General features: G+C 70.7%; 21 protein-coding genes. 7 read left to right on the forward strand and 14 right to left on the reverse strand.

Annotated features, from left to right (window positions below; genetic code table 11):
* Positions 1–29: 29 nt before the first annotated feature.
* Complete coding sequence (aceA, locus tag ACI2K4_RS32770) at positions 30–1,373, reverse strand: isocitrate lyase (protein ID WP_404516969.1); 1,344 nt, start codon at positions 1,371–1,373, stop codon at positions 30–32.
* Between the two features lie 228 nt (positions 1,374–1,601).
* Between aceA and ACI2K4_RS32775 the strand changes: the two genes are divergently transcribed.
* Complete coding sequence (locus ACI2K4_RS32775) at positions 1,602–3,023, forward strand: short-chain fatty acyl-CoA regulator family protein (protein WP_404516970.1); 1,422 nt, start codon at positions 1,602–1,604, stop codon at positions 3,021–3,023.
* A 102-nt stretch (positions 3,024–3,125) separates the two neighbouring features.
* Entirely contained in the window at positions 3,126–3,911 is a 786-nt protein-coding gene (locus tag ACI2K4_RS32780; RefSeq protein ID WP_404516972.1) for a peptidoglycan DD-metalloendopeptidase family protein, read from the forward strand.
* Positions 3,912–3,981: 70 nt separating this feature from the next.
* On the opposite strand, the gene ACI2K4_RS32785 is transcribed toward ACI2K4_RS32780, so the two are convergent.
* Entirely contained in the window at positions 3,982–5,130 is a 1,149-nt protein-coding gene (locus tag ACI2K4_RS32785; protein WP_404516973.1) for a magnesium and cobalt transport protein CorA, read from the reverse strand.
* A 282-nt stretch (positions 5,131–5,412) separates the two neighbouring features.
* Here ACI2K4_RS32785 and ACI2K4_RS32790 point away from each other — a divergent pair, with 282 nt between their 5' ends.
* A complete protein-coding gene (locus tag ACI2K4_RS32790) occupies positions 5,413–7,887 on the forward strand; it encodes a family 20 glycosylhydrolase (protein ID WP_404516974.1) in 2,475 nt (824 codons plus the stop codon).
* Positions 7,888–7,954: 67 nt separating this feature from the next.
* Here the strand turns inward: ACI2K4_RS32790 and ACI2K4_RS32795 are convergent, their stop codons facing one another.
* The 3 genes from ACI2K4_RS32795 to ACI2K4_RS32805 form a co-directional block, all read right to left on the reverse strand.
* Positions 7,955–8,557 carry a class I SAM-dependent methyltransferase gene (locus tag ACI2K4_RS32795; RefSeq protein WP_404516975.1) on the reverse strand — a complete coding sequence of 201 codons (603 nt, stop codon included), beginning with the start codon at positions 8,555–8,557 and terminating at the stop codon, positions 7,955–7,957.
* Positions 8,558–8,795: 238 nt separating this feature from the next.
* Complete coding sequence (locus tag ACI2K4_RS32800) at positions 8,796–9,839, reverse strand: T3SS (YopN, CesT) and YbjN peptide-binding chaperone 1 (protein WP_404516976.1); 1,044 nt, start codon at positions 9,837–9,839, stop codon at positions 8,796–8,798.
* Positions 9,826–10,182, reverse strand: coding sequence for a hypothetical protein (locus tag ACI2K4_RS32805; RefSeq protein ID WP_404516977.1), 357 nt, complete (start codon positions 10,180–10,182; stop codon positions 9,826–9,828). Before ACI2K4_RS32805 ends, ACI2K4_RS32800 begins: the two co-directional genes overlap by 14 nt.
* Before the next feature lie 287 nt (positions 10,183–10,469).
* On the opposite strand from ACI2K4_RS32805, the gene ACI2K4_RS32810 reads away from it, so the two are divergent.
* Entirely contained in the window at positions 10,470–12,161 is a 1,692-nt protein-coding gene (locus ACI2K4_RS32810; protein ID WP_404516978.1) for a hypothetical protein, read from the forward strand.
* A gap of 257 nt (positions 12,162–12,418) precedes the next feature.
* On the opposite strand, the gene ACI2K4_RS32815 is transcribed toward ACI2K4_RS32810, so the two are convergent.
* The 6 genes from ACI2K4_RS32815 to ACI2K4_RS32840 form a co-directional block, all read right to left on the reverse strand.
* Positions 12,419–12,937 carry a hypothetical protein gene (locus ACI2K4_RS32815; protein WP_404516979.1) on the reverse strand — a complete coding sequence of 173 codons (519 nt, stop codon included), beginning with the start codon at positions 12,935–12,937 and terminating at the stop codon, positions 12,419–12,421.
* A gap of 295 nt (positions 12,938–13,232) precedes the next feature.
* Positions 13,233–14,270, reverse strand: a complete 1,038-nt coding sequence (locus tag ACI2K4_RS32820; protein WP_404516980.1) for a glycosyltransferase family 2 protein — start codon at positions 14,268–14,270, stop codon at positions 13,233–13,235.
* A complete protein-coding gene (locus ACI2K4_RS32825) occupies positions 14,267–15,280 on the reverse strand; it encodes a glycosyltransferase family 2 protein (protein WP_404516981.1) in 1,014 nt (337 codons plus the stop codon). Before ACI2K4_RS32825 ends, ACI2K4_RS32820 begins: the two co-directional genes overlap by 4 nt.
* Positions 15,277–16,248, reverse strand: a complete 972-nt coding sequence (locus ACI2K4_RS32830; RefSeq protein WP_404516982.1) for a UbiA prenyltransferase family protein — start codon at positions 16,246–16,248, stop codon at positions 15,277–15,279. Before ACI2K4_RS32830 ends, ACI2K4_RS32825 begins: the two co-directional genes overlap by 4 nt.
* Before the next feature lie 12 nt (positions 16,249–16,260).
* Positions 16,261–17,307 carry an NAD-dependent epimerase/dehydratase family protein gene (locus ACI2K4_RS32835; protein WP_404516983.1) on the reverse strand — a complete coding sequence of 349 codons (1,047 nt, stop codon included), beginning with the start codon at positions 17,305–17,307 and terminating at the stop codon, positions 16,261–16,263.
* Positions 17,301–18,614: an aspartate aminotransferase family protein gene (locus ACI2K4_RS32840; RefSeq protein ID WP_404516984.1), complete on the reverse strand. Its 1,314-nt coding sequence runs from the start codon at positions 18,612–18,614 to the stop codon at positions 17,301–17,303. The genes ACI2K4_RS32835 and ACI2K4_RS32840 overlap by 7 nt, the downstream gene beginning before the upstream one ends.
* A 267-nt stretch (positions 18,615–18,881) precedes the next feature.
* On the opposite strand from ACI2K4_RS32840, the gene ACI2K4_RS32845 reads away from it, so the two are divergent.
* From ACI2K4_RS32845 to ACI2K4_RS32855, 3 genes are all read left to right on the forward strand, one after another.
* Positions 18,882–19,892: a glycosyltransferase family 2 protein gene (locus ACI2K4_RS32845; protein WP_404517003.1), complete on the forward strand. Its 1,011-nt coding sequence runs from the start codon at positions 18,882–18,884 to the stop codon at positions 19,890–19,892.
* Complete coding sequence (locus ACI2K4_RS32850; RefSeq protein ID WP_404516985.1) at positions 19,889–20,605, forward strand: polysaccharide deacetylase family protein; 717 nt, start codon at positions 19,889–19,891, stop codon at positions 20,603–20,605. The genes ACI2K4_RS32845 and ACI2K4_RS32850 overlap by 4 nt, the downstream gene beginning before the upstream one ends.
* Positions 20,606–20,701: 96 nt before the next feature.
* Positions 20,702–21,508, forward strand: a complete 807-nt coding sequence (locus ACI2K4_RS32855; protein ID WP_404516986.1) for a BTAD domain-containing putative transcriptional regulator — start codon at positions 20,702–20,704, stop codon at positions 21,506–21,508.
* 39 nt (positions 21,509–21,547) lie between these two features.
* Here ACI2K4_RS32855 and ACI2K4_RS32860 read toward each other — a convergent pair whose 3' ends face one another.
* From ACI2K4_RS32860 to ACI2K4_RS32870, 3 genes are all read right to left on the reverse strand, one after another.
* Positions 21,548–22,177 (reverse strand): class I SAM-dependent methyltransferase, encoded by a 630-nt coding sequence (locus tag ACI2K4_RS32860; protein WP_404516987.1) that lies wholly within the window; start codon positions 22,175–22,177, stop codon positions 21,548–21,550.
* A 163-nt stretch (positions 22,178–22,340) separates the two neighbouring features.
* The gene (locus ACI2K4_RS32865) at positions 22,341–23,363 is read right to left on the reverse strand and encodes a lysylphosphatidylglycerol synthase domain-containing protein (RefSeq protein ID WP_404516988.1); all 1,023 of its coding nucleotides are present in this window, start codon (positions 23,361–23,363) and stop codon (positions 22,341–22,343) included.
* Entirely contained in the window at positions 23,360–24,421 is a 1,062-nt protein-coding gene (locus tag ACI2K4_RS32870) for a glycosyltransferase family 2 protein (RefSeq protein ID WP_404516989.1), read from the reverse strand. The genes ACI2K4_RS32865 and ACI2K4_RS32870 overlap by 4 nt, the downstream gene beginning before the upstream one ends.
* Positions 24,422–24,543: the final 122 nt, after the last annotated feature.

Genomic DNA, 24,543 nt, shown 5'->3' on the forward strand with positions numbered 1-24,543 from the left:
CGTGAACCGCGTACGCGTGGTCGCCGGCATCACGACACCGCCCCGGTGAACTGTTCCTCCTCGGTCGACCCGCGCAGCGCGACGGTGTCGCTGGTCGGGTTGATGATCGTGCTGACCAGGTCGAAGTAGCCGGTGCCGACCTCGCGCTGGTGCCGGGTGGCGGTGTAGCCGGTGGCCTCGGCGGCGAACTCCCGCTCCTGCAACTCGACGTAGGCCGGCATGCCGCTGGCGGCGTACCCGTGGGCCAGGTCGAACATCGAGTGGTTGAGCGCGTGGAACCCGGCCAGGGTGATGAACTGGAACCTGTACCCCATGTGGCCCAGCTCGCGCTGGAACTTGGCGATGGTCGCGTCGTCGAGGTGCTTGCGCCAGTTGAACGACGGCGAGCAGTTGTAGGCCAGCAACTGGTCCGGGTACTCGGCCTTGATCGCCTCGGCGAACCGGCGGGCCACGTCCAGGTCCGGGGTGGAGGTCTCCATCCAGAGCAGTTCCGCGTACGGCGCGTACGCCAGGCCCCGGGCGACGCACGCGTCCATCCCCGGTCGCACCCGGTAGAAACCCTCGGCGGTCCGTTCGCCGGTGACGAACTCCCGGTCCCGCTCGTCCACGTCGGTGGTGATCAGGGTCGCCGCGTCCGCGTCGGTACGGGCCATGATGAGCGTCGGCACGTCGGCGACGTCGGCGGCGAGCCGGGCGGCGTTCAGCGTACGGATGTGCTGGCCGGTCGGGATCAGCACCTTGCCGCCCAGGTGGCCGCACTTCTTCTCGGAGGCGAGTTGGTCCTCCCAGTGCACCGCCGCCGCGCCGGCCGCGATCATCGCGCTCATCAGCTCGAACGCGTTGAGTACGCCGCCGAAGCCGGCCTCGGCGTCGGCGACGATCGGCACCAGCCAGTCGGTCGGGCCGCCGGTGCCGCCCTCGGCGTGCCGGATCCGGTCGGCGCGCAGCAGCGCGTTGTTGATCCGACGGACCACGGCCGGCACCGAGTTCGCCGGGTAGAGGCTCTGGTCCGGGTAGGTCTGACCGGCCAGGTTGGCGTCGGCGGCGACCTGCCAGCCGGAGAGGTAGATGGCCTTCAGGCCGGCGTTGACCTGCTGCACCGCCTGGTTGCCGGTCAACGCGCCGAGTGCGGGCACAAAGTCCTCGCTGTGCAGCGACTCCCAGAGCCGTTGCGCCCCGCGTCGGGCCAGGGTCTGTTCCTCCACCACGCTGCCGCGCAGCCGCAGCACGTCCCGCGCCGAGTACGTCCGCCGGATGTCGCGCCAGCGCGGGTCCCGCTCCCACCGCCGGGTCAGTTCGGCGGCGGCTGTGAGGGCTCCCGCCGGTACCCCGTCGGTCGTACCCGTCGTCTCCGGTCCCGTGAATGCGTCCATCGCCCTCGTCCTTCCGATCCGTCGTCGTTCGGTCCGGCCCGCCTTTTGCCAACCACGTGTCTTGCGCACTTGACGTGGCGGGCCCTGTCAACCGACCGTGACATAGGTGAAAGCGCTGGTCGATGGCCGCAAGGAGCCAACAGTTGCGAATCTTTGCCACCGATTTGCAAATGTTGCGAAGACAGCATTGGCAAACTGGCGGCTCAGTACGCGGGAGGGGAGACGCCGATGCGCAAGAGTGTGGCGGGTGCGCGGCTGCGCAGGCTGCGCGAGGAGCGCCGGATGACCCAGGCGGCCTTCGCCCGGATGCTCGGCATCTCGCCGAGCTACCTCAACCAGATCGAGCACGGGTCCCGGCCGCTGACCGTGCCGGTCCTGCTCAGCATCAGCGAGTCGCTCGGCGTCGACGCGGCCTTCTTCGCCACCCACGACACCGCCCGGCTCACCGCCGAGATCCGGGAGGTCTCCTCCGACGACACGCTGCGCATCGACATCCCGGTGGAGGAGGCGGCCGAGCTGGCCCAGCGGCTCCCACACACCGCCCACGCGCTGGTCACCATGCACCGCCGCTACCGGCAGCTCGCCGACCGGTTGGCCGCGCTCACCGGGGACCGCGAGCACGAGTCGGGTGAGCTGGAGCCGGGTCCGCACGAGGAGATCCGGGAGTACTTCTACCAGCGGAACAACTACATCGCCGAGCTCGACGAGGCGGCCGAACGGCTCGCCTCCGTGATCGGCATCCGGCCCGGGGACATGCGTCCGGTGCTGACCCAACGGCTCGGCGTACACGGCATCCGGGTCCGGGTCGGCGAGCCCGGTTCCGAGGAGGCCGAGGAACTGCACCGGTACGACCCGAGGACCCAGTTGCTGCGGCTCTCCGGTTATCTGCGCCCGGGGCAGTTGGCGATCAGGATGGCCACCCAGCTCGCCTTCGCGGAGGTGGGGGAGACCCTCAACGACCTGGTGGAGGCGGCGGAGCTGAGCAGCCCGGAGTCGGAGACGCTGGCCCGGATCGGGCTGGCCAAGTACTTCGCCGCCGCGCTGATCCTGCCGTACCAGGACTTCCACGCCAACGCCGAGGAGTTCCGGTACGACCTGGACCGGCTCGCCACCCACTACGGCGTGGGCTACGAGATCGTCTGTCACCGGGTGAGCACCCTGCAACGGCCCCGGGCGCGCGGGGTGGCGTTCTCGTTCATCCGGGTCGACCGGGCCGGCAACATGTCGAAGCGCCAGTCGGCCACCGGCTTCCACTTCTCCCGTACCGGGGGCACCTGCCCGCTCTGGAACGTCTACGAGGCGTTTGCCGCACCCGGCCGGATCCTGACCCAGATCGCGGCGATGCCCGACGGTCGGCGCTACTTCTGGATCGCCCGTACGGTCACCCGGGCACCGGGTCGCTACGGCCGTCCCGGCAAGTCGTTCGCCATCGGCCTCGGCTGCGACCTGCGCCAGGCCGGTCGGCTGGTCTACTCGACCGGGCTCGACCTCGACGACGCCGACGCGGCGGTCCCGATCGGCATCGGGTGCAAGGTCTGCGAGCGGAGCAACTGCCCGCAGCGCGCGTTCCCGCAGATCGGCCGGGGGCTTTCCATCGACGAGAACCACAGCACCTTCGCGCCGTACCCGGTCGCCGAACCGGATCGGTGAACCGCTGTTCATCTACCCGAGATCAATGATCGCCTATCTCGTTCATGATCGCTCTGTCAGTCTGTGGCCCGCCGACGCAGAACTCGACAGAGGAGACACCGAATGCGCAGACGTCTGCTGACCGTGCTTGGTGCCGGACTGCTGCTGGCGGCCAGCGTGCTGGTGCCGGCGGCACCCGCGATGGCCGCGCCCACCTTCAAGGTCCCGTTCCCGTGCGGGCAGTCGTGGTCTGGCCAGACCCGCACCGACCACAGCCCGGCGCCCGCGATCGACTTCAACCGTACGAACGACGACGGCGACCCGGTGGTGGCGAGCGCGCCCGGCACGGTCGACGTGGCGACGAACCTCGGCAACACCAGCTACGGCCGCTACCTCCGGATCAACCACGGTGGCGGTCACACCACCTACTACGCGCACCTGAGCGGCTTCGCCACCGGCATCGGCGTCGGGTCGACCGTCGGGTACGGCACGGTGATCGGCTACGTCGGCAGCACCGGCGGTTCGACCGGTCCGCACCTGCACTACGAGCAGCGGCTGAACGGGTCCTACGCCCAGGTCCGGTTCAACGGCACGCTCGCCCTCTACTACGGCACCAAGACCTACACCAGTGACAACGCCTGCGGTGGTGGCGGCACCGGCAGCGGCACGGTGAACACCTCCGGCATCGACCTCAACGTCCGCTCCGGCCCCGGGACCGGTTACGGCGTGGTGGGTTCGGTCGCCGACGGTGCCCGGGTGACCATCCAGTGCCAGACCACCGGCACCACGGTCACCGGCACGTACGGCACCAGCAACATCTGGGACCGGATCGGCGCCGGTCGGTTCATCTCGGACACGTACGTGCTGACCGGCTACGACGGCTACATTCCCGGCGTACCCCGCTGTTGATCCTGGTCCCGGTGACACCGCGGCCGTCTCCTCCACGGCGGGCGCGGTGTCACCGCCACGGGTCGCCGGGTCAGAGCCAGTCGCGGCGCTTGAACACCAGGTAGAGACAGGTGCAGACGAGCGCCATCAGGGCCAGCGCGAACGGGTAGCCGAAGCTCCAGTGCAGTTCCGGGATGTGGTCGAAGTTCATCCCGTAGATGGTGCCGATCAGCGTCGGCGCGAACAGGATCGCGGCCCAGGCGGAGATCTTCTTGACCTCCTCGTTCTGCGTGTAGCTCGCCTCGGTCAGCCGCTTGACCTCCTCGTTCTGTGCCTGCGAGACCAGCGTGGCGTTGAGCGTACGGATGTCGGTGAGGATCTGCCGGAACCCGTCCACCCGTTCGGCGGCGGTGGTCGCGTGGTCGGCCACGTCGCCCAGGTAACGCTGGAGCTCCTCGTCGGTGCCGTGCTTGCTGAAGCCGGCACTCAACCCGCGCAGGATGTCCAGCAGCGGACGGGAGGCCCGCTGGAACTCGATCACCTCGCGGGAGAGTTCGTAGATCCGCCGGGTCACCTTCGGGTCCCCGCCGAACACCTCGGTCTCGATCTCGTCGATGTCGTGCTGGAGTCCGGCGACCACGGGGGCGTACCCGTCCACCACCGCGTCCAGGATCGCGTACAGCACCGCCTCCGGGCCACGGCGCAGCAGGTCGGGGTCGCCCTCCATCCGGCGTCGTACCGCGCCCATGTCCGGCGCCTCGCCGTGCCGGACGGTGAGGACGAAGTTCGGACCGACGAAGACGTGCAGTTCGCCGAAGTCGACCTGTTCGAGGTCGTCGAGGTAGCGGGCGGCCCGGAGCACCACGAACAGGGTCTCGCCGTAGCGTTCGAGCTTGGGGCGCTGGTGCGCGACCACCGCGTCCTCCACCGCCAACTCGTGCAGCGAGAACTCCTCGGCCACCGCCATGAGCTGGCTCTCCGCCGGTCGGTAGAGCCCGATCCAGGCCATCGTGCCGGGCTGCTCCGGCAGCCGCCGGCAGATCCCGGACACACTGTCGGGGCTGGCTACCCGGTGCCCGTCCCGGTAGATGCCGGAGGTGACCACGCTCTGCTCGACCGGCGCGGGCTCCGGCGTGGCCCGTGGGTCCATCGACAGCTCGGGGGGCTGGCGGTAGCGCTCGCCGGACCGGCGTCGGCCACGCTTGGCCGGTCGCCGTGACCGTGACCGCCAGTCGGACATGCCAGACCCTCCGTCGCCGGGTACGCCACCCTCCGCACCCCACGTTCCCAGAACCGGACGTCCGCCGGACCCGTGCTGGCCAACCCGGCGGCGGGTCACGCAATGTAAGGAGTCTTTACAGTACGTCGCCCCGGTGCCTATCATTCGGCCAGCGTCATCGACGTTGATCACTCAATCCGCGCTGGTCGACCGCCACCACGCCCGGCCGACCCAACCGACCGTGAAGCGGTGGGGGGACCGGGGCCCGGCGGGCGCCGCGCACCCCGACGAGGGAGCGTGACAATGCAGACGTCCGGTCGGTTACCCGGCACCCGGCACAGGTGGACGCGACGGGGGCGGCGGCGGTTCGGCGGCGCCGTACTCGCCCTGGCGCTCGCGGTCCAGACGATGGTCGCCGCGACACCGGCGCAGGCGCGGCCCGACGTCGCGCCGGCCGGCACGGCGCCGAGCGGACCGGCCCAGGTCATCCCGGTGCCGGCGCAGCGTGCAGCGGTGCCGGGACAGAGTTTTGTGGTCGGGCCGAGGACCAGGATCGTGCTGGTGTCCGGTGGCGCTTCGGCCGCGCGCATCGCCGACGGCCTGGCCGCCGTGCTGCGGCCCTCGACCGGTTACCCGCTGCCGGTGGTCGAGGGCGCCGCTGGGGCCGGGGACATCCTGCTCGGGCTGACCGGAGCCGCCGACCTCGGCGACGAGGGCTACCGGATCGACGTCTCCGACGCGAACGTACGCCTCGAGGCGGCCGAGCCGGCCGGACTCTTCTACGCGGTGCAGACCCTGCGACAGCTCCTCCCGCCGTGGATCGAGAGCCCGACGGTCCGGCCCGGTCCGTGGACGGTCGACGGCGTCCGGATCACCGACGTCCCCCGGTACGGCTACCGGGGAACGATGCTCGACATCGCCCGGCACTTCCAGACGCCGGCCACCGTGAAGCGCCTGATCGACCACGCCTCGGCGTACAAGCTGAACGTGTTGCACCTGCACGTCAGCGACGACCAGGGTTTCCGGATCGCGATCAACGGTCGGCCCGAGCTCACCACCATCGGCGCCCAGTTCTCGATCAACAACGACCCCGGTGGCTACTGGACCCAGGCCGAGTACGTCGACGTGGTCGAGTACGCGGCGCAACGGTTCATGACCGTGATCCCCGAGGTCGACTCCCCGGGTCACACCAACGCGATCGTGATGTCGTACGCCGGACCGCAGGCGAACCCGGTCCTGCCCGACGTGAACTGCACGACCCGTACGCCGCCGGTCTGGAACCTCACCGGGGCGGTCGGTTACAGCGCGCTCTGCCCGGAGAGCCCGAACACCTGGGCGATCATCGGTGACATCACCGAGCAGCTCAGCGCGCTGAGCCCCGGCCCGTACTACCACCTCGGCGGGGACGAGGTCCCGACGTCGACCCTGGCGCACGACCGGTTCGTCGACTTCGTCGACCGGGCGGCCCAGATCGTGAAGGCCCAGAACAAGATCGTGATGGGCTGGTCCGAGATCGCCACCGCCAACTTCGACCGCCCCGACGCCCCGGCGGCGGTGGCCCAGTTCTGGAGCAACGGGAACCCGACCGGGGCGGCCGGGGACACCGCCCGCTTTGCCGTGCAGAAGGGCATGAAGGTCGTCATGTCCCCGGCCAACCACACCTATCTCGACATGCAGCAGTTCGTCGGCAGCCCGCTCGGGCTGAGCTGGGCCGGTCGGCTCGACGTGTCGCACTTCTACAACTGGTCCGCCGGCAGCAGTGACCCGGCGACGTACATCCCGGCGCGGACCACCGGCGGGGTCACGCTCCCCGCGGTGACCGACACCCACATCCTCGGGGTGGAGGCGCCGATGTGGTCCGAGACGCTGGCCAACCTGCCGGACATCGAGTTCCAGCTCTTCCCCCGGATGCCGGCCACGGCGGAGATCGGCTGGTCGCCGAGGGAGCACCCGGAGCGCAACCTCGCCTCCTTCGTCGGCCGGCTGGCCGCGCACGGTCCCCGGTGGCAGGCGCGGGGCCACAACTTCTACCCCTCGCCGCAGGTGCCGTGGCGGGTCGACGTGGCCGCCCCCGACCGCACCACCGCGAACCGTACGGTCGGCGGCGAGGTGGCCTCGGTGGTCGCCCCGGGCACCACCGCCGACCAGGTGTCGGCGACCGTCGAATGGGGCGACGGGACCAGTTCGGCGGCGACCCTGACCGGCACCCCGGGCACCAACAGGAGCGTGAACGGCATCTACTCGGCCGTGGCCGACCACACCTACGCCCGGGACGGCGTCTACCAGGCCACGGTCACCGCCACCCGTCCCGGTGGCGGCACCACGACCGCCCGGTTCACGGTGGTGGCGAGCAGTTGCACCGCGACGGTGACCGGCGGCCACCGTGGTCCGCTCGTTCTCACCGACGGGGTGACCTGCCTGCCCGGGGCCACCGTCGCCGGCCCCGTGGTGGTACGTCCGGGCGCCTCGCTGATCGCCACCGGCGCGACCATCCGGGGACCGGTGACCGCCACCGACGGTGTCCTGGTCGAACTGATCGGCGGAACGGTCAGCGGTCCGGTGAGCATCACCGGCAGCACCGGCGACGTCATCGTCGAGCGGGTGGACGTGAGCGGCCCGGTCGTCCTGCACGGCAACACCACCGCCCCGGCACCACTGGTCGCCGGCAACACGGTCAACGGCCCGCTCTCCTGCACCGGCAACAGTCCGGCGCCGACCGACAACGGGCTGCGCAACACCGTACGCGGGCCCGTCGTCGGGCAGTGCAAGGGACTCTGACCAGCATGATTGTGGCGGGTTCGGCGGCCGGAAGCCGGTCGAACCCGCCCCGGTCCTCGACCGGCGGTCAGGCGGGGCGGCGCAGCACGGTGACGGCGAAGCCCGCGTCGGCCCGCCACGGGCGCAGGTCCCAGGTGGCGAACCGGTGTTCCACCTGGAGACCGGCGGCCGACGCGTCCGCGTCGAAGGCTTCCAGCCGGTAGTCCCGGTCGGTACGGAATCCCACCACCACCGCCCCGTCCGGGCGTACGTGCGCGGCGATCCGACGCAGCACCGCGCCCTCCGTGCCGGGCGCGACGAACACCATCACGTTGCCGGCCACCACGACGGCGTCGAACGGCTCGGTCTGCCCGACGGCGGGCAGGTCCAGCTCGGCCAGGTCACCGACGAGCAGGGTCAGTTCGGGGTGGTCCACGCCGGCCGCCTCGATCAGCGCGGGGTCGGCGTCGACACCGACCACCCGGTGACCGCGCGCGGCGAGTGCGGCCCCGACCCGGCCGGTGCCGCAGCCCGCGTCCAGGATCCGCGAGCCCGGCGCGACCAGCGTGTCCAGCAGTCGCGCCTCACCCGCGAGGTCTGCGCCGTCGGCCGCCAGTTGACGGAACCGGTCGATGTACCACTGCGAGTGTCCCGGATCGGTATCGGTCACCCAGCGTGTCGCTTGCCCCATGTCGTTACCGTAACCGGGTCGTCGGCGCCGGCCGGCGCCGCCCCGAACGTGGGAAGTCTTCACGTAAGCCCCCGTCGGTTCGCAGTTCCACCTACCGTGACGAACGTAAGCCGCGACGGCGTCCGTGGCCCGGTCGCGACGGCACGGGGGAGAAGGAGCGGCGGCCATGTCCCGGTGGTGCCCGACCGTCTCGGCCGAGTGCCCCGCGCGCCGGCCGGGGATGGGTACGGACGCGCTGTTACCGGTCGTCGTCGGTCCGGGGGCTACGGTCGCGCAGGAGGTGGACCGCCTCCTCCACCCGGCCCGACTCGGTGAGCAGGGTGAGCAGGAGGCCGAGCGAACGCCGGTCGTCGGTCGGCCCGTCGCGGAGCAACTCGACCGCCTCCTCGACCCGGCCCCGGGTGACCAGCAGGTCGGCGAGCTCGGCCCGCGCGGAGGGCTCGCCCTGGTCGGCGGCGAGCCGCCAGAAGTGCTCGGCGTCGTCGGCCTCGCCCCGGTCCAGCAGCAGTACGGCGAGCCGCGCGGCGGCGTGCCCGTTGCCGTTCTCGGCCCGGGTCCGCAGTTCGTCCGTACGGCCTCGGTCGGCCAGCAGGTCCGCCAGGATCCGGCCCGCCCGGGACTCCCCGCTGTCGGCGAGATCCCGCAGGTAGCCGGTGGGATCGGGAACGGGCACGATGCCGGACGCCTCGGGACCGAAGAAACGGCTGCCGCCGAACTCCCGGCGCAGGTGGTCGTCGAGGTCGTCGGCCAGCTCGATCATCGCCTGGATCGCCAGCAGCAGGTGGCTCGCCTGGAAGTCCTGCCCGAACACGGGTATCGAGGCCCAGATCGTGTCGCCGGTGCAGTAGACCCGGCCGACGATCATGCCGTTGGTCAGGTCGGAGAGTCGCCGGTAGAGCGTCTCGGTGGGTTGCACCCCGGTCAGCAGCGGGGAGAAGACGTCCACCAGGGGCGGATCCTCCTGTGCCCGTACGAAGATCATGGCTGAGCCGGCGCGGACGCCGATGTCGCCGTCGGAGTCCACCCGCAACTGGTCCGGGGTGGTGCCGAGCAGATGGGCCAGCACCCACTTGACCCGGTCGGCGAGCTTGTCGCCGGGCTCGGTGTGTCGGTCCAGCGCTGGCTTCTGGCTGTTCGTCCCGCTGGCGCGGCTGACCGGTCGAGCCGCGAGCGCGGCGGCGAACCTGGTGCGGGTCGGCAGCGGTACGGAGGCGGTGGTGGTGGACGGTTGGGCGGCGAGCGCGGAGGCCAGCCGCCGGAACGGGTTCTCACGCGGCGTCATCGTCGCTCCGTTCCGACCGGACGTCCTGACTCGACGGTTGGTCGAGCACCCTGATCTGGTCGAAGATCTTCGCGATCACCAGCGGTGCCGCCACGCCGAAGGTGAACGTGGCAAAGGCGGTGGTGGCCAGTCCGCCGGCCCACGCGGCGGCGGCCAGCCCGGTGCCGGCGAGCGCCCGGAGCAGCACCGCGAACATCACGATCGGACGGTCGCGGCGGTCCCGCCACGGCCACTGCCAGCGGCCCTTCGACTCGGTGGTCGGGCGCATCATCGCGTAGAGGTTCAGCGCCTCGGAGACGGCGCTGCCGACAAGTCCCCAGATTGCGGCGATCCATAGAGACACGTCCCTACTGTACTGATCGTGTTCGCGCACCTACCCACCCGGTACCGGGCGCCGCGCGACCGCCCTGCCGGTGTCGCCGTACTTCCCGAAACGGTAGCCGGCGGGGACAAGCCGGAGCCCCGGCGGGTCCCGCGTACGGGCGTGTCGGCAAAGGGGTGGTTGTGCCAAATGTGTGAACTATTCATATAAGCCCGCATTGCCGGGAACCTCCGCCTACGGTGACGATCAGTGGCCGCGACCACGTTTGTGGCCCTGTCGGCACGTGACGTAGGAGGAAGGAACAGCCAGTGATGATGTCCAACCAACTACCGGAACACCAAGATGTCCCGAGCGGTGTCGAAGGCACCGATTCGGCGCTGTCCGGCGGCATCCGGCGGGTCCGCCGGTACGTGGGCGGTGTGGCCAGCGTGGCCGGTGTGGCCAGCCTGGCCGCCGTGGCCGGGATGAGCGGCGCGCCCGCCCTGGCCAGTGCCACCAACGCGTTGGGGTTGCCGCGTTTTTTCGCCGCCGACGCGCGCGCGGACGGTGGCAGCGACGGCGGCAACGACAACGGCGGTCAGGATCCCGGTGGCTGGCGCCCGGAGTGGGACAAGGACGCCAGGCAGGTGGGGTGCGACTCCAACGAGCTGATCTCGGCGCTGGTCGAGGCGAACGCCGAGGACGGCGCGAAGCTCAAGCTGACCAAGGGCTGCACGTACAGCCTGACCGTCCACCAGGGCGACGACGGGCTACCCGTGATCACCCAGCCGGTCGCGATCAAGGGCGAGGGCGCGAAGATCGAACGGGCGGCGAACGCCGCGCCGTTCCGCATCTTCAACGTCGGCCCCGGCGGCGAGCTGGTCCTCAGCGGTGTCACGGTCCGGGGCGGGGACGACCGCAGCGGTGACGGCGGCGGTGGCCTGCTGGTGCAGTCCGGCGGCAAGGCGGTGGTCGAGAAGAGCGCCGTGGTCGGCAACCGCAGCACGACGGTCGGCGGCGGCATCGCCAACTTCGGCATCACCGCGATCGTCTCCGGCGAGGAGCGCGACTACGGCGATCCGTCCAGGGGTGAGGAGGGACGGGCGGCCGGCGAGGAGTCGCGGGAGCAGCCCAAGGACGCGGAGACGTCGAGCGACGAGGCCGACGGCGCGGCGGAGGACGAGGCCGCCGAGGCCCGCTCGGTGGAGGGCGCCGAGCCGGCCGAGGACGGCGCCGGCCTGCCCGGCTGGACGAAGGACGGCTGGAGCAAGGACGGCTGGGACCACGACAAGAGCGTGTACGCGACCAAGGTCAGCGAGAACAGCGCGCTCGGCCACGGTGGCGGCATCTACACCGACGGCGCCCTCGTTGTCGAGGGTGTCGAGGTGAGCCACAACAACACCGCCCGGGACGGCGGCGGGATCTCGAACACCGGAGGCACCCTCTCGGTGAGCCGGAGCAAGATCGCCCGCAACGTCGCGGTGGGTCTCGGCGGGGGCATCCAGGCCGGCAGCAACGCCATCACCAAGATCGTGTACAGCGGCGTGCTGGACAACGAGAGCACCGCGCCCACCGCCGCCGGTGGCGGCATCCTCAACACCGGATCGTCGCTGCACATCCGGCACAGCGAGGTTGTCCGCAACAACGCGGGCGGTCTGGCCGGCGGGATCTACAACGGCGGTGGCGAGGTCGTGGTCGAGGAGACCAAGGTCGCCGACAACACCGCCCAGGAGGCCGGTGGCGGGCTGTTCAACGTGGACGGCTCGTTGGTCGTACGCCGGAGCCTGGTCGACTCCAACCGTACGGTGGGTGCGAGTTCGCAGGGCGGCGGCATCTGGACCAACGGCGGAAGCCTGTCGTTGACCGAGAGCCGGGTGTCCCGCAACGACTCCCTGGACCCGCCCGGCGGGATCTTCGCGGACGGCACGTTGGTCACGGTGGACGAACGGACCGTGATCATCGACAACCGGCCGACGAACTGCTCGGGCAGCGCCGACCCGGTGCCCAACTGCTTCGGCTGATCGCCTCCGGCCGGTTCCGTCCGGCTGGCCGGGATCGACCGGGCAGGTAACGCCACGAGCCGCCGTCCGGGATCGGGACCGCCCGATCCCGGACGGCGGCCGGTCGTGCGGGCGGGCCGGTGTGTCCGACGGGTCCGGGTGTCGGGAGGGGTGGAAAAGAGAAGGGCCGGGCATCCACGGGGGGAGATGACCGGCCTTTCTGTCGTTAATAAAAGCACGAACGCGGCGATCGCGCTACCCGGGAGAGCGCTCGGGTGTCACTGCGGTCGATCGGACCGCGTCTCGACCAGGTCCAGGCCCTCGAGCTGTCGGCACCGCTCGACGATCTGCTCGATCAGTCGGGACGTGTCGGCCGAGAGGCCCTGTTCGCGCAGCACCCAGCGCAGGGCCACGTGCCGTACGTCCAGTTGGCGCAGCTCGTTGAGCAGGTCGATCTGCTCCTGCACGACGCGGGTCACCCGGCGGTCGATGAGGAAACCCGGGTCCACGCCGAACGCCCTGGCCAGAGCCAGGATGTGCGAGGCCCGCGGGTCGGTGGTCACCCCCCGGCGCATCTCGCCGATGTACGCCGCGCTGATCGTCGGCGCGTCCGGGTCGGACGCCGCCGCCTTGTTGATCTTGTTGGCGATCTCCCTGATGGTGTAGCGGCGGCCGGGTTCGTCGTTCGCCCCCAACTCGTCGGCGGTCGGCCGGATGTTGTCGAACAGGAACTCGAGTTTGCCGGCCAGGGTGTCGAGGGCGGGCACGTCGGCGCCGCACGGGCTCTGCTCGGCCATCGTCACTCCTGTCATGAACGAGCGATGAACGCTCGTACCGTACCGCCGCCGGTGTGGGACACAACTGTTGAGTGTGTTTTCAATACGGGCGTATGCTCACCGCCGTCGCGCGCAACAGGCGTAGCCCGGGAGGCGTTGTCTGCGCAACGGGTGTGCCCTGGAGTGCGGCGGTCGTCAGCGGCGGTGGGTGTGGGCGCTCGTCGCTCCGGCGGCAACGGGGGAGTGTCCTCGCCACCGCCGCCGATGGTCGCGGGCCACCCAGGGCTGCCGGCCGAGGCAGCCCTGGGAGCGTCGCTCAGGCCGCTCCCGGTAGCGGCCTACCCTCCACCGGGAACGAGGCGTCGTAGAGCTGCCGGAAGGTCCGCGAGGCCAGCCACTGCAACGTCCCGGCGGCCACCCCCAGGGTGATCGTCACGTTGACGACGAAGTGCAGACCGGCGAAGAAGACCAGGAACGCCCAGCCGTGCCGGCGGTGGACGAAGGCGTACATGCCGGCGTCGCAGGCGAGCGAGGCGGCCAGCAGCCCGGCCGGTAGCACCGCGGCCCAGGCACCGAGCAGCAGCGGCGCCGCGAGTGCCGGCAACACGGCGAACGCGGCCAGGCTGCCCCAGGCCCGGGAGGCGGTCTCGAAACCCTTGCCGAACCGGCGCGCCCGCGCGTACAGCGGGATCCGCAACCGTCCCCGGTGGAACAGCTTGCGCAGCAACCCACGCAACTCGTGGTCGTGGTCGTGCCGTCCGCGTACGGCGGAGGTGAGCACCATCCGGTAACGCCGGGTCAGCCGGTAGCCGTAGTCGACCTCCTCGGTCTGCCGCAGCGCCGGGTTGAACGGCCCGATCTCGTCGAACACGTCGCGCCGGATGACACAGACCGCCGGGAAGAGGAACCCGATGTCCCCCTCCGAACTGATCGACCAGTAGTGGTACTGCAATCCCCGGTAGCGGGCCACGGCGGTGTCGTGCAGCAGCGGTTCGGGGTCCTCGATGCCACAGACCGCGCCGACGTCGGGCTGGGCGTCGAGCAGGCGTACCGCGTTGGCCACCGCGTCGGGGGCCATCACCAGGTCCGAGTCGACGTAACAGAGCAGTTCGCCCCGGGTGTTGGCGGCGCCGACGTTGCGGGCCTGGCCGCAGCCGCCGTTCACCCCGGTGCTGACCACCCGTACGCCGAGCGCCTCGGCGACCTCGACCGACTGGTCGGTGCTGCAGTCGTCGACGACCAGGATCTCGATGTTCGGGTAGGTCTGGTCGAGGATGGAACGCAGGCACAGGTCCAGCGACTCGGCGTAGTTGTAGTTCGGCACGATCACCGAGACCAGTGGGATCGACGTCATCGGGCGACCGCCTCCGGGCGCTGGTAGAGCCGGCGGAACCGGCCGGAGCTGAGCCAGGCGACCACGCCGCTGAAGGCGGCGGCGGCGATCACCAGGTTCAGGAGGAAGTGCATCAGCACGAAGTAGACCAGGAACACCGGTCCCCGTTCCCGGGCCACGAACCGGTGCATCGGCAGGTCCCCGGCGACAAACGCGGCGAACGCGGCCAGTGGCACCAGGAGGAACGCGAGCCCGAACAGCGGGGGCAGGGCGAGGGTGAGCACGGTCAGCAGCGCGGCGATACTCACCCAGGCCCGGGGGCCGCTGCTCAGCCCGCCGGGGAACTCCGGCTTGTGGGCGTACATCGGGATGTGCAGCGCGGTCCGGGTGAACACCTTGCGGACCAGCACCCGCAGTTCGTGGTCGTGGTCGTGCACGCCGCGCACCCGGGGGGTGAGCCAGATCTGGTAACGCTGGGCCAGCCGCAGTCCGTAGTCGGCGTTCTCGGTCTCGCGCAGCCGGGGGTTGAACGGCCCGATCTCGGCGAAGACCCGTGCCGGCACGGCGAGCAGCGCGGTGTAGAGCGTCATGATCCGGCCCTCGTCGGCGATCAGCCAGTAGGACTGTTGCAGGCAGCGGTACTCCTCGACCAGGCTGTCCCGGATCAGCGGGACGGGGTCGTAGTTGCCGCAGACCGCGCCGATCTCGGGGTCGGAGCCGAGCAGTTCGACCGCGTTGGCGATCGCGTCGGGCTTGGCCGCCACGTCCGAGTCGATGAAGAACAGGATCTCACCGGACGCGTTCGCCGCGCCCAGGTTCCGGGCCGCCGCCGGTCCGGAGTTCTCCGGGGTACGGAGCACCCGGGCGCCGTACGACTCGGCGACCGTCACCGAGTCGTCGGTGCTGCAGTCGTCCACCACGATGAGTTCCAGGTGGGGATAGGTCTGTTCCCTGATCGAGGTGAGGCAGAGGCCCAGCGCTCTGGCGTAGTTGTAGTTCGGCACGATGACCGACACGAGCGGGTTGTTCACTTGTCCATCCATCTCAGCAGTTCCGGATAGCGGGCAGCGACCTCCGCGACGGCCAGCGTCGTACCGATCAGGACGGCGCTGGTCACGATCATGCGGTCCCGTAGCAGGGCCCGGATGGGCTCACCGCCGAGCCGGAGCACCAGGACCGATTGAAGGTAGCGGAAGGCGGCGAGCAGGCCCAGCGGCACCACGACCGTCAGCACCACCGGGCGGTACGGGTCGATCGGCGCCTCCGTGTGCAGGTAGAGCAGGAAGGTGGCGGCGGCCAGCGAGGCGTTGAGGCCGAGCAGGTGGTCGGCGAGCAGGACGTTGTAACCGGCCAGCGCCGGCCGGTGACTCACCCCGGCGGCGGCCAGCTCGGCGCGTCGCTTGCCCAGCACCAGCACCAGGCAGCCGGTGAAGACGGCGGTGAGCATCAGGGTGGACGGGACACCACCGGCCGCCGCGTAGCCCTGGAGCACGCGGAGCACGAATCCGGCCGCGATCACGCAGATGTCCAGCAGCGGCAGGTGCTTGAGCCGCCGGCTGTAGGCGGCACTCAGGGCCAGGTACACGGCCAGCGGCCACCACGACATGCCCGGCCCGGCGAGCACGGTGGCGACCAGCAGACCGGCCAGTCCGGTGGCGAGCAGCCAGGCCGCCGGCAGCGGGACCAGGCCCGAGGCGATCGGCCGGTGCCGCTTGACCGGGTGCTCCCGGTCGAGTCGGCGGTCGGCGATGTCGTTGACGACGTAGATCAGTGACGAGGCGAGCGTGAACGCCAGCACCGCCCAGCCGGTACGCAGCAACGCCGAGCCGGTCCAGGCCGGCGCGTCGACCAGCGCCAGCGGTACGGCCAGGACGTTCTTGACCCAGTGTCCCGGCCGGGTCAACGTGATCAAATGCCGGGCCAGCGCGGGTGCGCTCGCGGCCCGGCCGGTCGCGGGGGCCGGTACGGGCCGCTCGACCGTGGTCTCGACGGCGGTCACTCTTTCCCCCGCTCAGAAGAAGATCTTGGCGAAGCCGAGGGCACCCTGCCGCCACGGATCGCGGCTGGTCCGCCCGGACGGGGTGGCCTGCCCGGCCGCGCCGGACGTCGGCTCGGCCGGGGACTGCCGCTGCTCCCGCCACCAGCGGTAGGTGTGCAGGATGGCGTCGGCGTTGGAGAACTTGGGCGCGAAGCCGAGACGCTGGCGGGCCTTGTCGACGCTGACGTACGAGTCGCCCATGAGCTTGTGCAGCAACCGGCCGTAGACCGGGGAGAGACGGGTGCGCTCCAGCAGGCCGAGCGCGGCGAGCGCGGGCCGGGCCGGCAGCGACACCACCCGTTTGCCGTGCCCGGCCGCGTCCAGCACCACCTGGAAGTCCTCGCGCAGGGTGCCGAACCGCTCGGCGCCGAGGTTGTAGGTGTCGTTGGCCAGGTCGTCGGGAGCCCGCAGCACCGTCGCCACGGCGTCCACCAGGTCCTCGACGGCGAACATCTGGATGCGTACGTCGCCCCGGCCGAGGACCGGGAAGTTGCGCCCCTCCTCGGCCCACTCGAAGAGCATGGCGAACAGCCCCATCCGTCCCGGGCCGAGAAAGGTCTTCGGGCGCAGGATCGACATCAGCGTGCCGTCGGCCCGGAAGCGTTCGGCGACCTCCTCCGCCTCGGCCTTGGCCGCGCTGTACGCGTCGACCGGTGCGCGGGGGTGCTCCTCCGGCGTCGGCACCACCTTCGGCAGCCCGTACACGGCGGTGGAGGAGACGTGCACGACGTGCCGTACCCGGGCCCGACGCGCGGCGCCGAGCACGTTGCCGGTGCCGTCCACGATGATCGAGCGGATCTCGCCCGTCGGGTAGCTCGGCAGCGCCGCCGCGCAGTGGATCAGGGTGTCGGCCCCGTCGGCGGCCCGTGCCATCAGGGCCGGGTCGCGGATGTCGCCGAGCACGCTCACGTCCGGCCCGGGGCGCAGGTCGACCCCGCGTACCTCGTGCCCGTCCGCGGCGAACCGCTCGGCGAGCCGGGAGCCGAGCATTCCGGCCGCCCCGGTAATCGTGATCACCACAGCGACGACCCCACCTTCTGCGCCACGAACCGGGTGACCAGTCGGGTCAGGCCCTGGTCGAGCACCTCGCCGAGCGCCTCGGTGGCGCGCTGCACGTCGATCGGGTCGGTGACCAGCGACGGGCCGATGATCAGCGGGTTGAGCCCGTTGAGGGTGTAGTAGGTGAAGATCTGGTGGTCCTGGTAGAGCGCGTTGATCACCGCGCAGGTGACCAGTTTTGCCTTGAACCGGGGATCGCGGGCCATGCCGGCCGGGGCGATCCGGGCGACCAGGTCGAGGATCTTCGGCCCGCCGTCGATGTGTACGCCCCAGAGCGCGCCGGCCCCGGCGACCCGACCCACCGCGTCCGGGTACTCCTTGGCCAGCCGGTGCAGGGCCGGTTCCAGTACCCGTTCCAGCTCGCGGGCGCGGCCCGGGTAGTCGTCCTCGACCACGATGTTGATCGCCTCGATCGCGGTGACGCACTCCTCACCCATGCCGTAGTAGGTGGTGCTGGTGCTCTGCAACAGCGCGTCGGTGAGGTTGTCGTACGCCTTGCGGAAAATCGGCTTGCGAGCGACAAAGGCCGAAATGGACGACTTCCCGCCGCCGAAGGACTTGCTCGTGGTGAGTACGTCCGGCACCAGTCCCGGGTACCGCATGAAATAGAACAGGCTGCCGGTCTTGCCCCAGCCGGTGTAAATCTCATCGAAGATGAGAACAATGTCGTGCCGGTCGCAGAGTTCGCGCAGTCCACGGAGAAAGTCTTCGTCACACCACTGTATGGTCGACGCGCTGAACGGCTCGACGATCACCGCGTAAACGTCATCCGGATGGGCGGCCACCGCGGCGCGGACCGACTCCAGGTCGCCGTAGGTGAAAGGGACGATGCCGGGAATGGTGGGAAAGGCGAACTGCGGTTGACCGGTCAGGCCGCCGGAGCCGAGCAGCTTGCCGTGGAATCCGCAGTCGGCCCGAAGGATCTTGTGGCGCCGGCCGCCGTGGTACTTGTAGGCCAGCTTCACCGCGCCCTCGACCGCCTCCGCGCCCGAGTTGGGCAGGAACGACATGGAGAGGTCGCCGGGGAGGAGCTGGGCCAGGTTGTGCCCGAGCGCGGCCAGGTAGGGCGAGAAGTACGTCTTGTGCACTTCCATCCGCCGCTGCTCGGCGAACCGTTGCCGGGCCGCCACGATGCGCGGATGGTTGTGCCCGTGGTTGAGGACGCCGACGCCGCCGGTGAGGTCGAGGATGCGCCGCCCGTCGCGCAGCACCAGGTACGCGCCCTCCGCGTGGTCGACCAATTCCCGGCCGAACCCGAAGGAGGTCATGAGGGATACCTGGCTGGAGTTCACGTATCGGCGATAGAGGTCATGCACCTCACGAACAGTGAGCCGCTCGCAATCGTCGAGGCTGACCAAATTGGACATACTGCGACGCTATAGTTCGGTCCGGAATCTTTTCTGGACCGGCCCTGGACGGAACCTTGACTACGTAAGGCAACGCTTGCCACTGACATACCGGGTAGATAGCGTGGTCGCGGCACGATCGTTTTCGATGTGTCAATGTCCCCGACCATTCGTCCCCGCCCTGGTGAGGTGTTGATCATGCGCTCGACGGTGTCGGTCATCATCCCCACGTACAACAGTGCGAAGACGCTGCGGGCATGCCTCGAGGCCGTCTACGCACAGCGACACCCGGTCGCCGAGGTTATCGTCGTCGACGACGCGAGCGTGGACGACACCCGGGCCATCGCCGGGGAGTTTCCGTGCCGGGTCCTGGTTGCGGAGCGCAACCGGGGGCCGGCGGCCGGACGCAACCGGGGCATCCTCGCCAGCACCGGCGAGATGCTGTTCTTCGTCGACTCCGACTGCGCCCCGGAGCCGGACGCGTTGGACAACGCGCTGGCGATCCTGCGGGACCAGCCGGACGTCGCCTGCGTACACGGCATCTACGCGCTGCGGCCACTCTTCGACGACGGCCCGGTCGAGGCGTACCGGCTGCTGCACGGCCACCACTGGCGGCTGCGCAACGTCGGCCGGGTACGCACCACCCTCTTCGCCGTCTGCGTCACCCGTCGGGTGGCGTTCGACGAGGTCGGCCTCTTCGACGAGAACCTGCGCGCCTCCGAGGACGTCGAGTTCGGCGACCGGCTCGCCGCCCGGTACGGCACCGTGCTCACCGACACCGTGGTCTGCCGGCACGACGACGACAGCCACCTCGGCAAGCTGCTCCGCAAACAGTTCGGCCGCTCCCAGCTCCTCGTCCCGGTCGCCCTGGCCGAGCGGGGACCGGCCGGCATCCGGGCCAACACCCCGGCCGGGCTGCTCACCGCCCTGCTGGTGCCCCTGACCCTGCCCCTGGGGCTGCTCGGCCCGCTGTTCCTGCTGCTGCCACTGGGCCTGTTCGGGCTCTTCGCCGCCGTCGAACCGGCGCTGCTCCGGTTCGTGCTGCGCCAGCGGGGACCGGCGTTCGCGGTGTTCTTCTACGGCGTACACCTGCTGGTCCAGTTGAGCGTCGTCGCCGGGGCGGCGGTCGGTGGCGTACGGCACCTGGCCGACCGGAACTTCGGCCCGAGCCGGTTGCCGGTCCCGGAGCCGGAACGATGACCGGCAACCGGGACGACGTGGTCCGCCCCTGGTCGTACCTGTCCGCGCAGGCGTTGCACTACCTGTTCTTCGCGATCCGGGGCCAACAGTTCCTGCGCCGACATGCCACCCTCGGCGGCCGGCACTGGCCCGCGTTCGGGGTGCCGGGTGCCGGGGTGGCGCTCACCATCGACGACGGTCCGCACCCCGAGTGGACGCCCCTGATGCTCGACCTGCTGGATCGGCACCAGGTCCGGGCCACCTTCTTCCTCATCGGCGGGCGGGTCCGGGAACGGCCGGACCTGGCCCGCCGGATCGTTGCCGCCGGTCACACCCTCGGCAACCACTCGATGTCGCACCCGCAGCCCTTCGCGGCGCTCTCCCGCCAGCGGATGCGCGACGAGATCTCCCGGACCCAGTCCGAGATCGAGGACGCGACCGGTGTCTCGACGCGGCTCTTCCGCGCCCCGGGCGGCAACTGGTCCAGGTCCGTCCTGGCCACCACCGCCGACCTCGGGCTGACCCCGGTCGACTGGACGGTCAACCCGAGCGACTGGCGCAGTCCGGGCGTACCCCGGATCACCCGGTCGCTGTCGCGTGGCCGCGCCGGTCAGGTGCTGCTCTGCCACGACGGCGGCGGCGACCGGTCGCAGACCGTCGAGGCCCTCGAAACCGTGCTGCCCCGCCTGCTCGGTCGAGGGCTGCGGTTCGTCACCCCGGTCGACGGGCGGTAGACGGTGGGCGTGTCGGGGCGGTCCCCACCGGAGCCGGGGCGAAACCGATGGTCAGCGGGGGCCGTGTCGGTCGACAGCTTGGTGGGAGAGAGACCTATGCAGGACGACGACCTGTCGATCACACTCCTCGGCCCGATCCGGGCCGAGCGGTGCGGGGTGAATCTCTATCTCGGCACCCCCCGCCAACGGGAGGTGCTGGCGGTGCTCGCGCTGCGCAGCGGGATGGTCATGTCGGTGGCGCAGATCGTCGACGCGATCTGGGTCGGGCGCCGTCCGAACTCGGTCGAGAACATGGTGCACACCTACATCGGGCGGCTGCGGCGGGTGCTGGAGCCGCCGGGGCGCAGACCGGCGCTGGCCCGGGTGCTCCGCTCCACCCGCCCCGGCTACACCCTCGACATCCCGGACGGGTCGGTCGACATCACCCGGTTCGAGTGGGACATCAAGCTGGCCCGGGGGGCTCGGGCCCAGGCCGATCTGCCGCAGGCGCTGCACCACTTCCAGCGGGCGCTGGGGAAGTGGTCCGGGCCGGCGTTGCAGGAGGCGACCGGACCGCTGGCCGAGGCCGAGCGGATCCGCCTGACCGAGCTGCGCCAGGACGTCGTGGAGGAGACCACCGGCGTACGGTTGCTGCTCGGCGACGACGAGAACCTGATCTCGGAGCTGCGTTGGATGCTGGCCGAGCAGCCGATGCGGGAACGGCTCTGGGAACTGCTCCTGGTCGCCCTCGGCCAGACCTCACGCCGGGCGGAGGCGCTCACCGCCTTCGAGGACGCCCGGATCACCCTGGCCGACCGGCTCGGGGTGGAACCGGGACACCAGTTGCAGGACCTGCACCGCAGGTTGCTGCGGAGCGAGCCGGTCACGGTACGCCCCTGGTGGGACCGGCGCGTCTCGGTCTGAACGGGTGACCGGCCACCGGCATGGCGGCGGTGTGGCCGGTCACCCGGGCGGCGGGATCACCGACGGGGTGGACTCGCCGGTCGACCTGCCCGCCACCGACGGCGTCGACCCGGCGTTGTCGGCTTCGCTGGCGACGTCGCCGACCTGCCCCGGACCCAGGACAAAGAGGGCGCCGGCCGGTCCGTCGCCGAGCCGGGTCGGTAGCTCCGCGACGACCGGCACCCCGCAGCTCCGGATGATCTCCACGAAGTCGCTGGTCTGGGCCACGTCGTAGACCTGCACCACGATCCGGCCGCGCTCGGTGAGCAGGGTCGGCAGCCGCCGCAGCAGCGCCGTCGACTCCGCCGCGGAGAGGTAGTAGATGACCTCGCGCAGCAGGATCGCGTCGTACCGGTCGGCGCTGCGGAAGGCGCGGATGTCGGCCACCTCGAACGAGGTGTCCGGGCGGTCGAGCGCGCGAGCCTGCGCGATCGCCTTGCGGCTGATGTCGACCCCGTGGTAGTGCCGGTAGCGCCCGGGAGCCAGGGGAAGGTTGGCGCTGGTGCCGCAACCCAGGTCGAGAATGGTCGGGCGAGGTGCCCAGGATTCGATCAGCGACAGCGGTACGGTCCCGTCGGACATACCGTCGAGATAACTCCACAGACCCAGCGCGTACTGCGTGTCCCACATCGCCGCGTTGATTCTGCGATTGGGTCGCACGAATCTCCGTACCGGAAGACTGGTCAGCCGCGACAGTGCCCGGAAGAGCCCTTTGGACATGAGATCACCGACAATCATCGACGCGGTCAGATTACGGGCTGTCGAATCTGTGTTGAGAAAGCGGGAACAGCGTTCAGTTGGCCAGTGCCGGGTCCGGTCTGGCTTCGGCTACGGCGGTGGTCCGGCGGCGGTGCATGTACTGCGCGAGCAGCAGCCCGCCCGCGCCGATCGCGACCTCGCTGAGCGCGCAGACCAGCCGGCTGGCCAGCACCACCGGGGTGGCGACCGAGACCGGCATCACCGTGGCCAGGCCGACCATGAGCACCGCCTCCCGTACGCCGAGCCCGTCCGGGGCGACCATCACCAGCAGACCCGCGACCGTCGCCGCGGCGAATCCGGCCACGCAGACCAGGTACGACTTCAGCGGCGGAGCCCCGGCGGTGACCGCGAGCAGCCAGAGGTGGTGCCCGGAGACCACCCAGGACAGCGACTGCGAGGTGATCGCCCGGCGCAGACCGGCCGGTGAGGCGGTCACCTGCGGCGGTGGCCGGCGGAACAGTCGGGTCGCCGTGGTCAGACCGAGGTTGAGCAGGTCGGGCCGGACGAAGAGGAGCACCAGCGGGACCGTGGCGAGCAGCATCCAGCCGGCGGTGCCGCCGAGCACCGCCGGCCCGGCGGCGAGGGCGACGGTCATCCCGGTCAGCGCGACCACCGCCCAGCTCAGCATGAAGACACCGGCCAGCCGGACCGGCCCGACGTTGATCTGCTTGCCCATCCGGAGCAGCACCGGCAGGGCGACGAACCGACCGGGCACGAACTTGGCCAGGAAGCCGACGAAGAACAACCGGTAGGCGGTCCACCGGTCGACCGGGGCGCCGAGGTCGACAAAGAGCGCGCGCCAGGAGACCAGCCCGAGCAGCAGCCCGGCCGCGTTGATCAGCAGTGCCGCGACCAGGGCCGCCCCGACCTGGACCGGGTCGAGCCGGGTGGCCAGGTCACGCACCGGTGCCCAGTCCTGGTCGCGTACGAACAGCACCAGGCCGACCGTCAGGCCGACCACGAAGACCACGACCAGCACCTGGTTGAGCAGCCGCCACCAGTTGAACCTGGACCCGCCGACGGTGCGTTCGCGCGAGCCTGGGCCAGCGGAGGTCATCGCCGTGACTCCAGCGCCACCGGCCGGACCCGACCCGGTCCGGACCGCCGTGCCAACGCCCGCAGCACGCCCACGGTCAGACCGACGAACTCGGTCAGGTGGGTGAGGAACCGCATCACCGCCGCGAAGACCAGGAATCCCGGCCCCCGCTCGCGGCGGGCGAAGCCGAGCAGCGCCCGGTCGGCGGTGAGCCAGACCGTCAGCAGGGTCAGCGGCAGGGCCAGCAGCCAGGGGGAGAGCAGCGCCAGTGGCAGGGTCGCGACCAGGCCGGCACTGCTCGTCAGGCCGGCGACGGCGCCCAGGTCGACCCGGTGCGGCGCTCGTGTCCCGTCCGGCCGCGCAGCCGGGGAGGCCGACCCGTCCGTCCCCGGCCGGGCCGCCCACCGGGCCAGCACCACCGCGTCGGCGTACGTCAACGCGCGGCGGAACAGCTCGGACAGGTACGGCCACAGCCGGTCCACGTCGTCGTGCCGCCCCACCACCAGCGCGCTGGTCCGGATCTCGTACGCGGCCGGCAGGCGGGTGCCGAACTCGACGTCCTCGGCGTCGCGCAGCCCCTCGTCGAAGCCCCCGACCAGCTCGAACACTCGCCGTGGCACCGCCGTCAGGGCGAACATGGTGGAACTGCTCACCCCGTCGGCGCCCCGGCGCCAGAAGTGCTCGAACAGCGTCTTGTACGACTCGACCGGCCCGTCCTCGAACAACGGGCGCAGGTCGTAGATCCCCTGCACCACCCCGCACTCCGGATGGGCCCGCAGGATCCGTACGGCGTTGGCCAGCGCGTCCGGCGCCAGCGCGATGTCGGAGTCGACGAAGAAGAGCAGCTCGCCGCCGGCCCGGGCCGCACCCGCGTTACGGGCGGCGGAGACGCCCCGGTTCGTCGGGAAGGCCACCAGCACGCAGTCGAACTCGCCGACGATCTCCCGGGACCGGTCGGTGCTGGCGTCGTCGACCACCACCACCTCGGCCGGCTCGTGGGTCTGCGCGTAGACCGCCGTCAGGCAGGCCCTGATCGTCTTTTCCTTGTTGTAGTTCGGAATGACCACCGAGACTCGCACAAATCGAGGCTAGTGCCGGTCCCACCGGAAAACAATGGTTGCCGATATCTTCGTCGTACAATTTCTCGACGGTCTCCGGGGCGCGCGCGAATTGGTCCGCACGGAATTGCGGACCTGGCCCG

The organism is Micromonospora sp. NPDC050397, from assembly GCF_044901685.1.
Taxonomy (GTDB): Bacteria; Actinomycetota; Actinomycetes; order Mycobacteriales; family Micromonosporaceae; genus Micromonospora_G.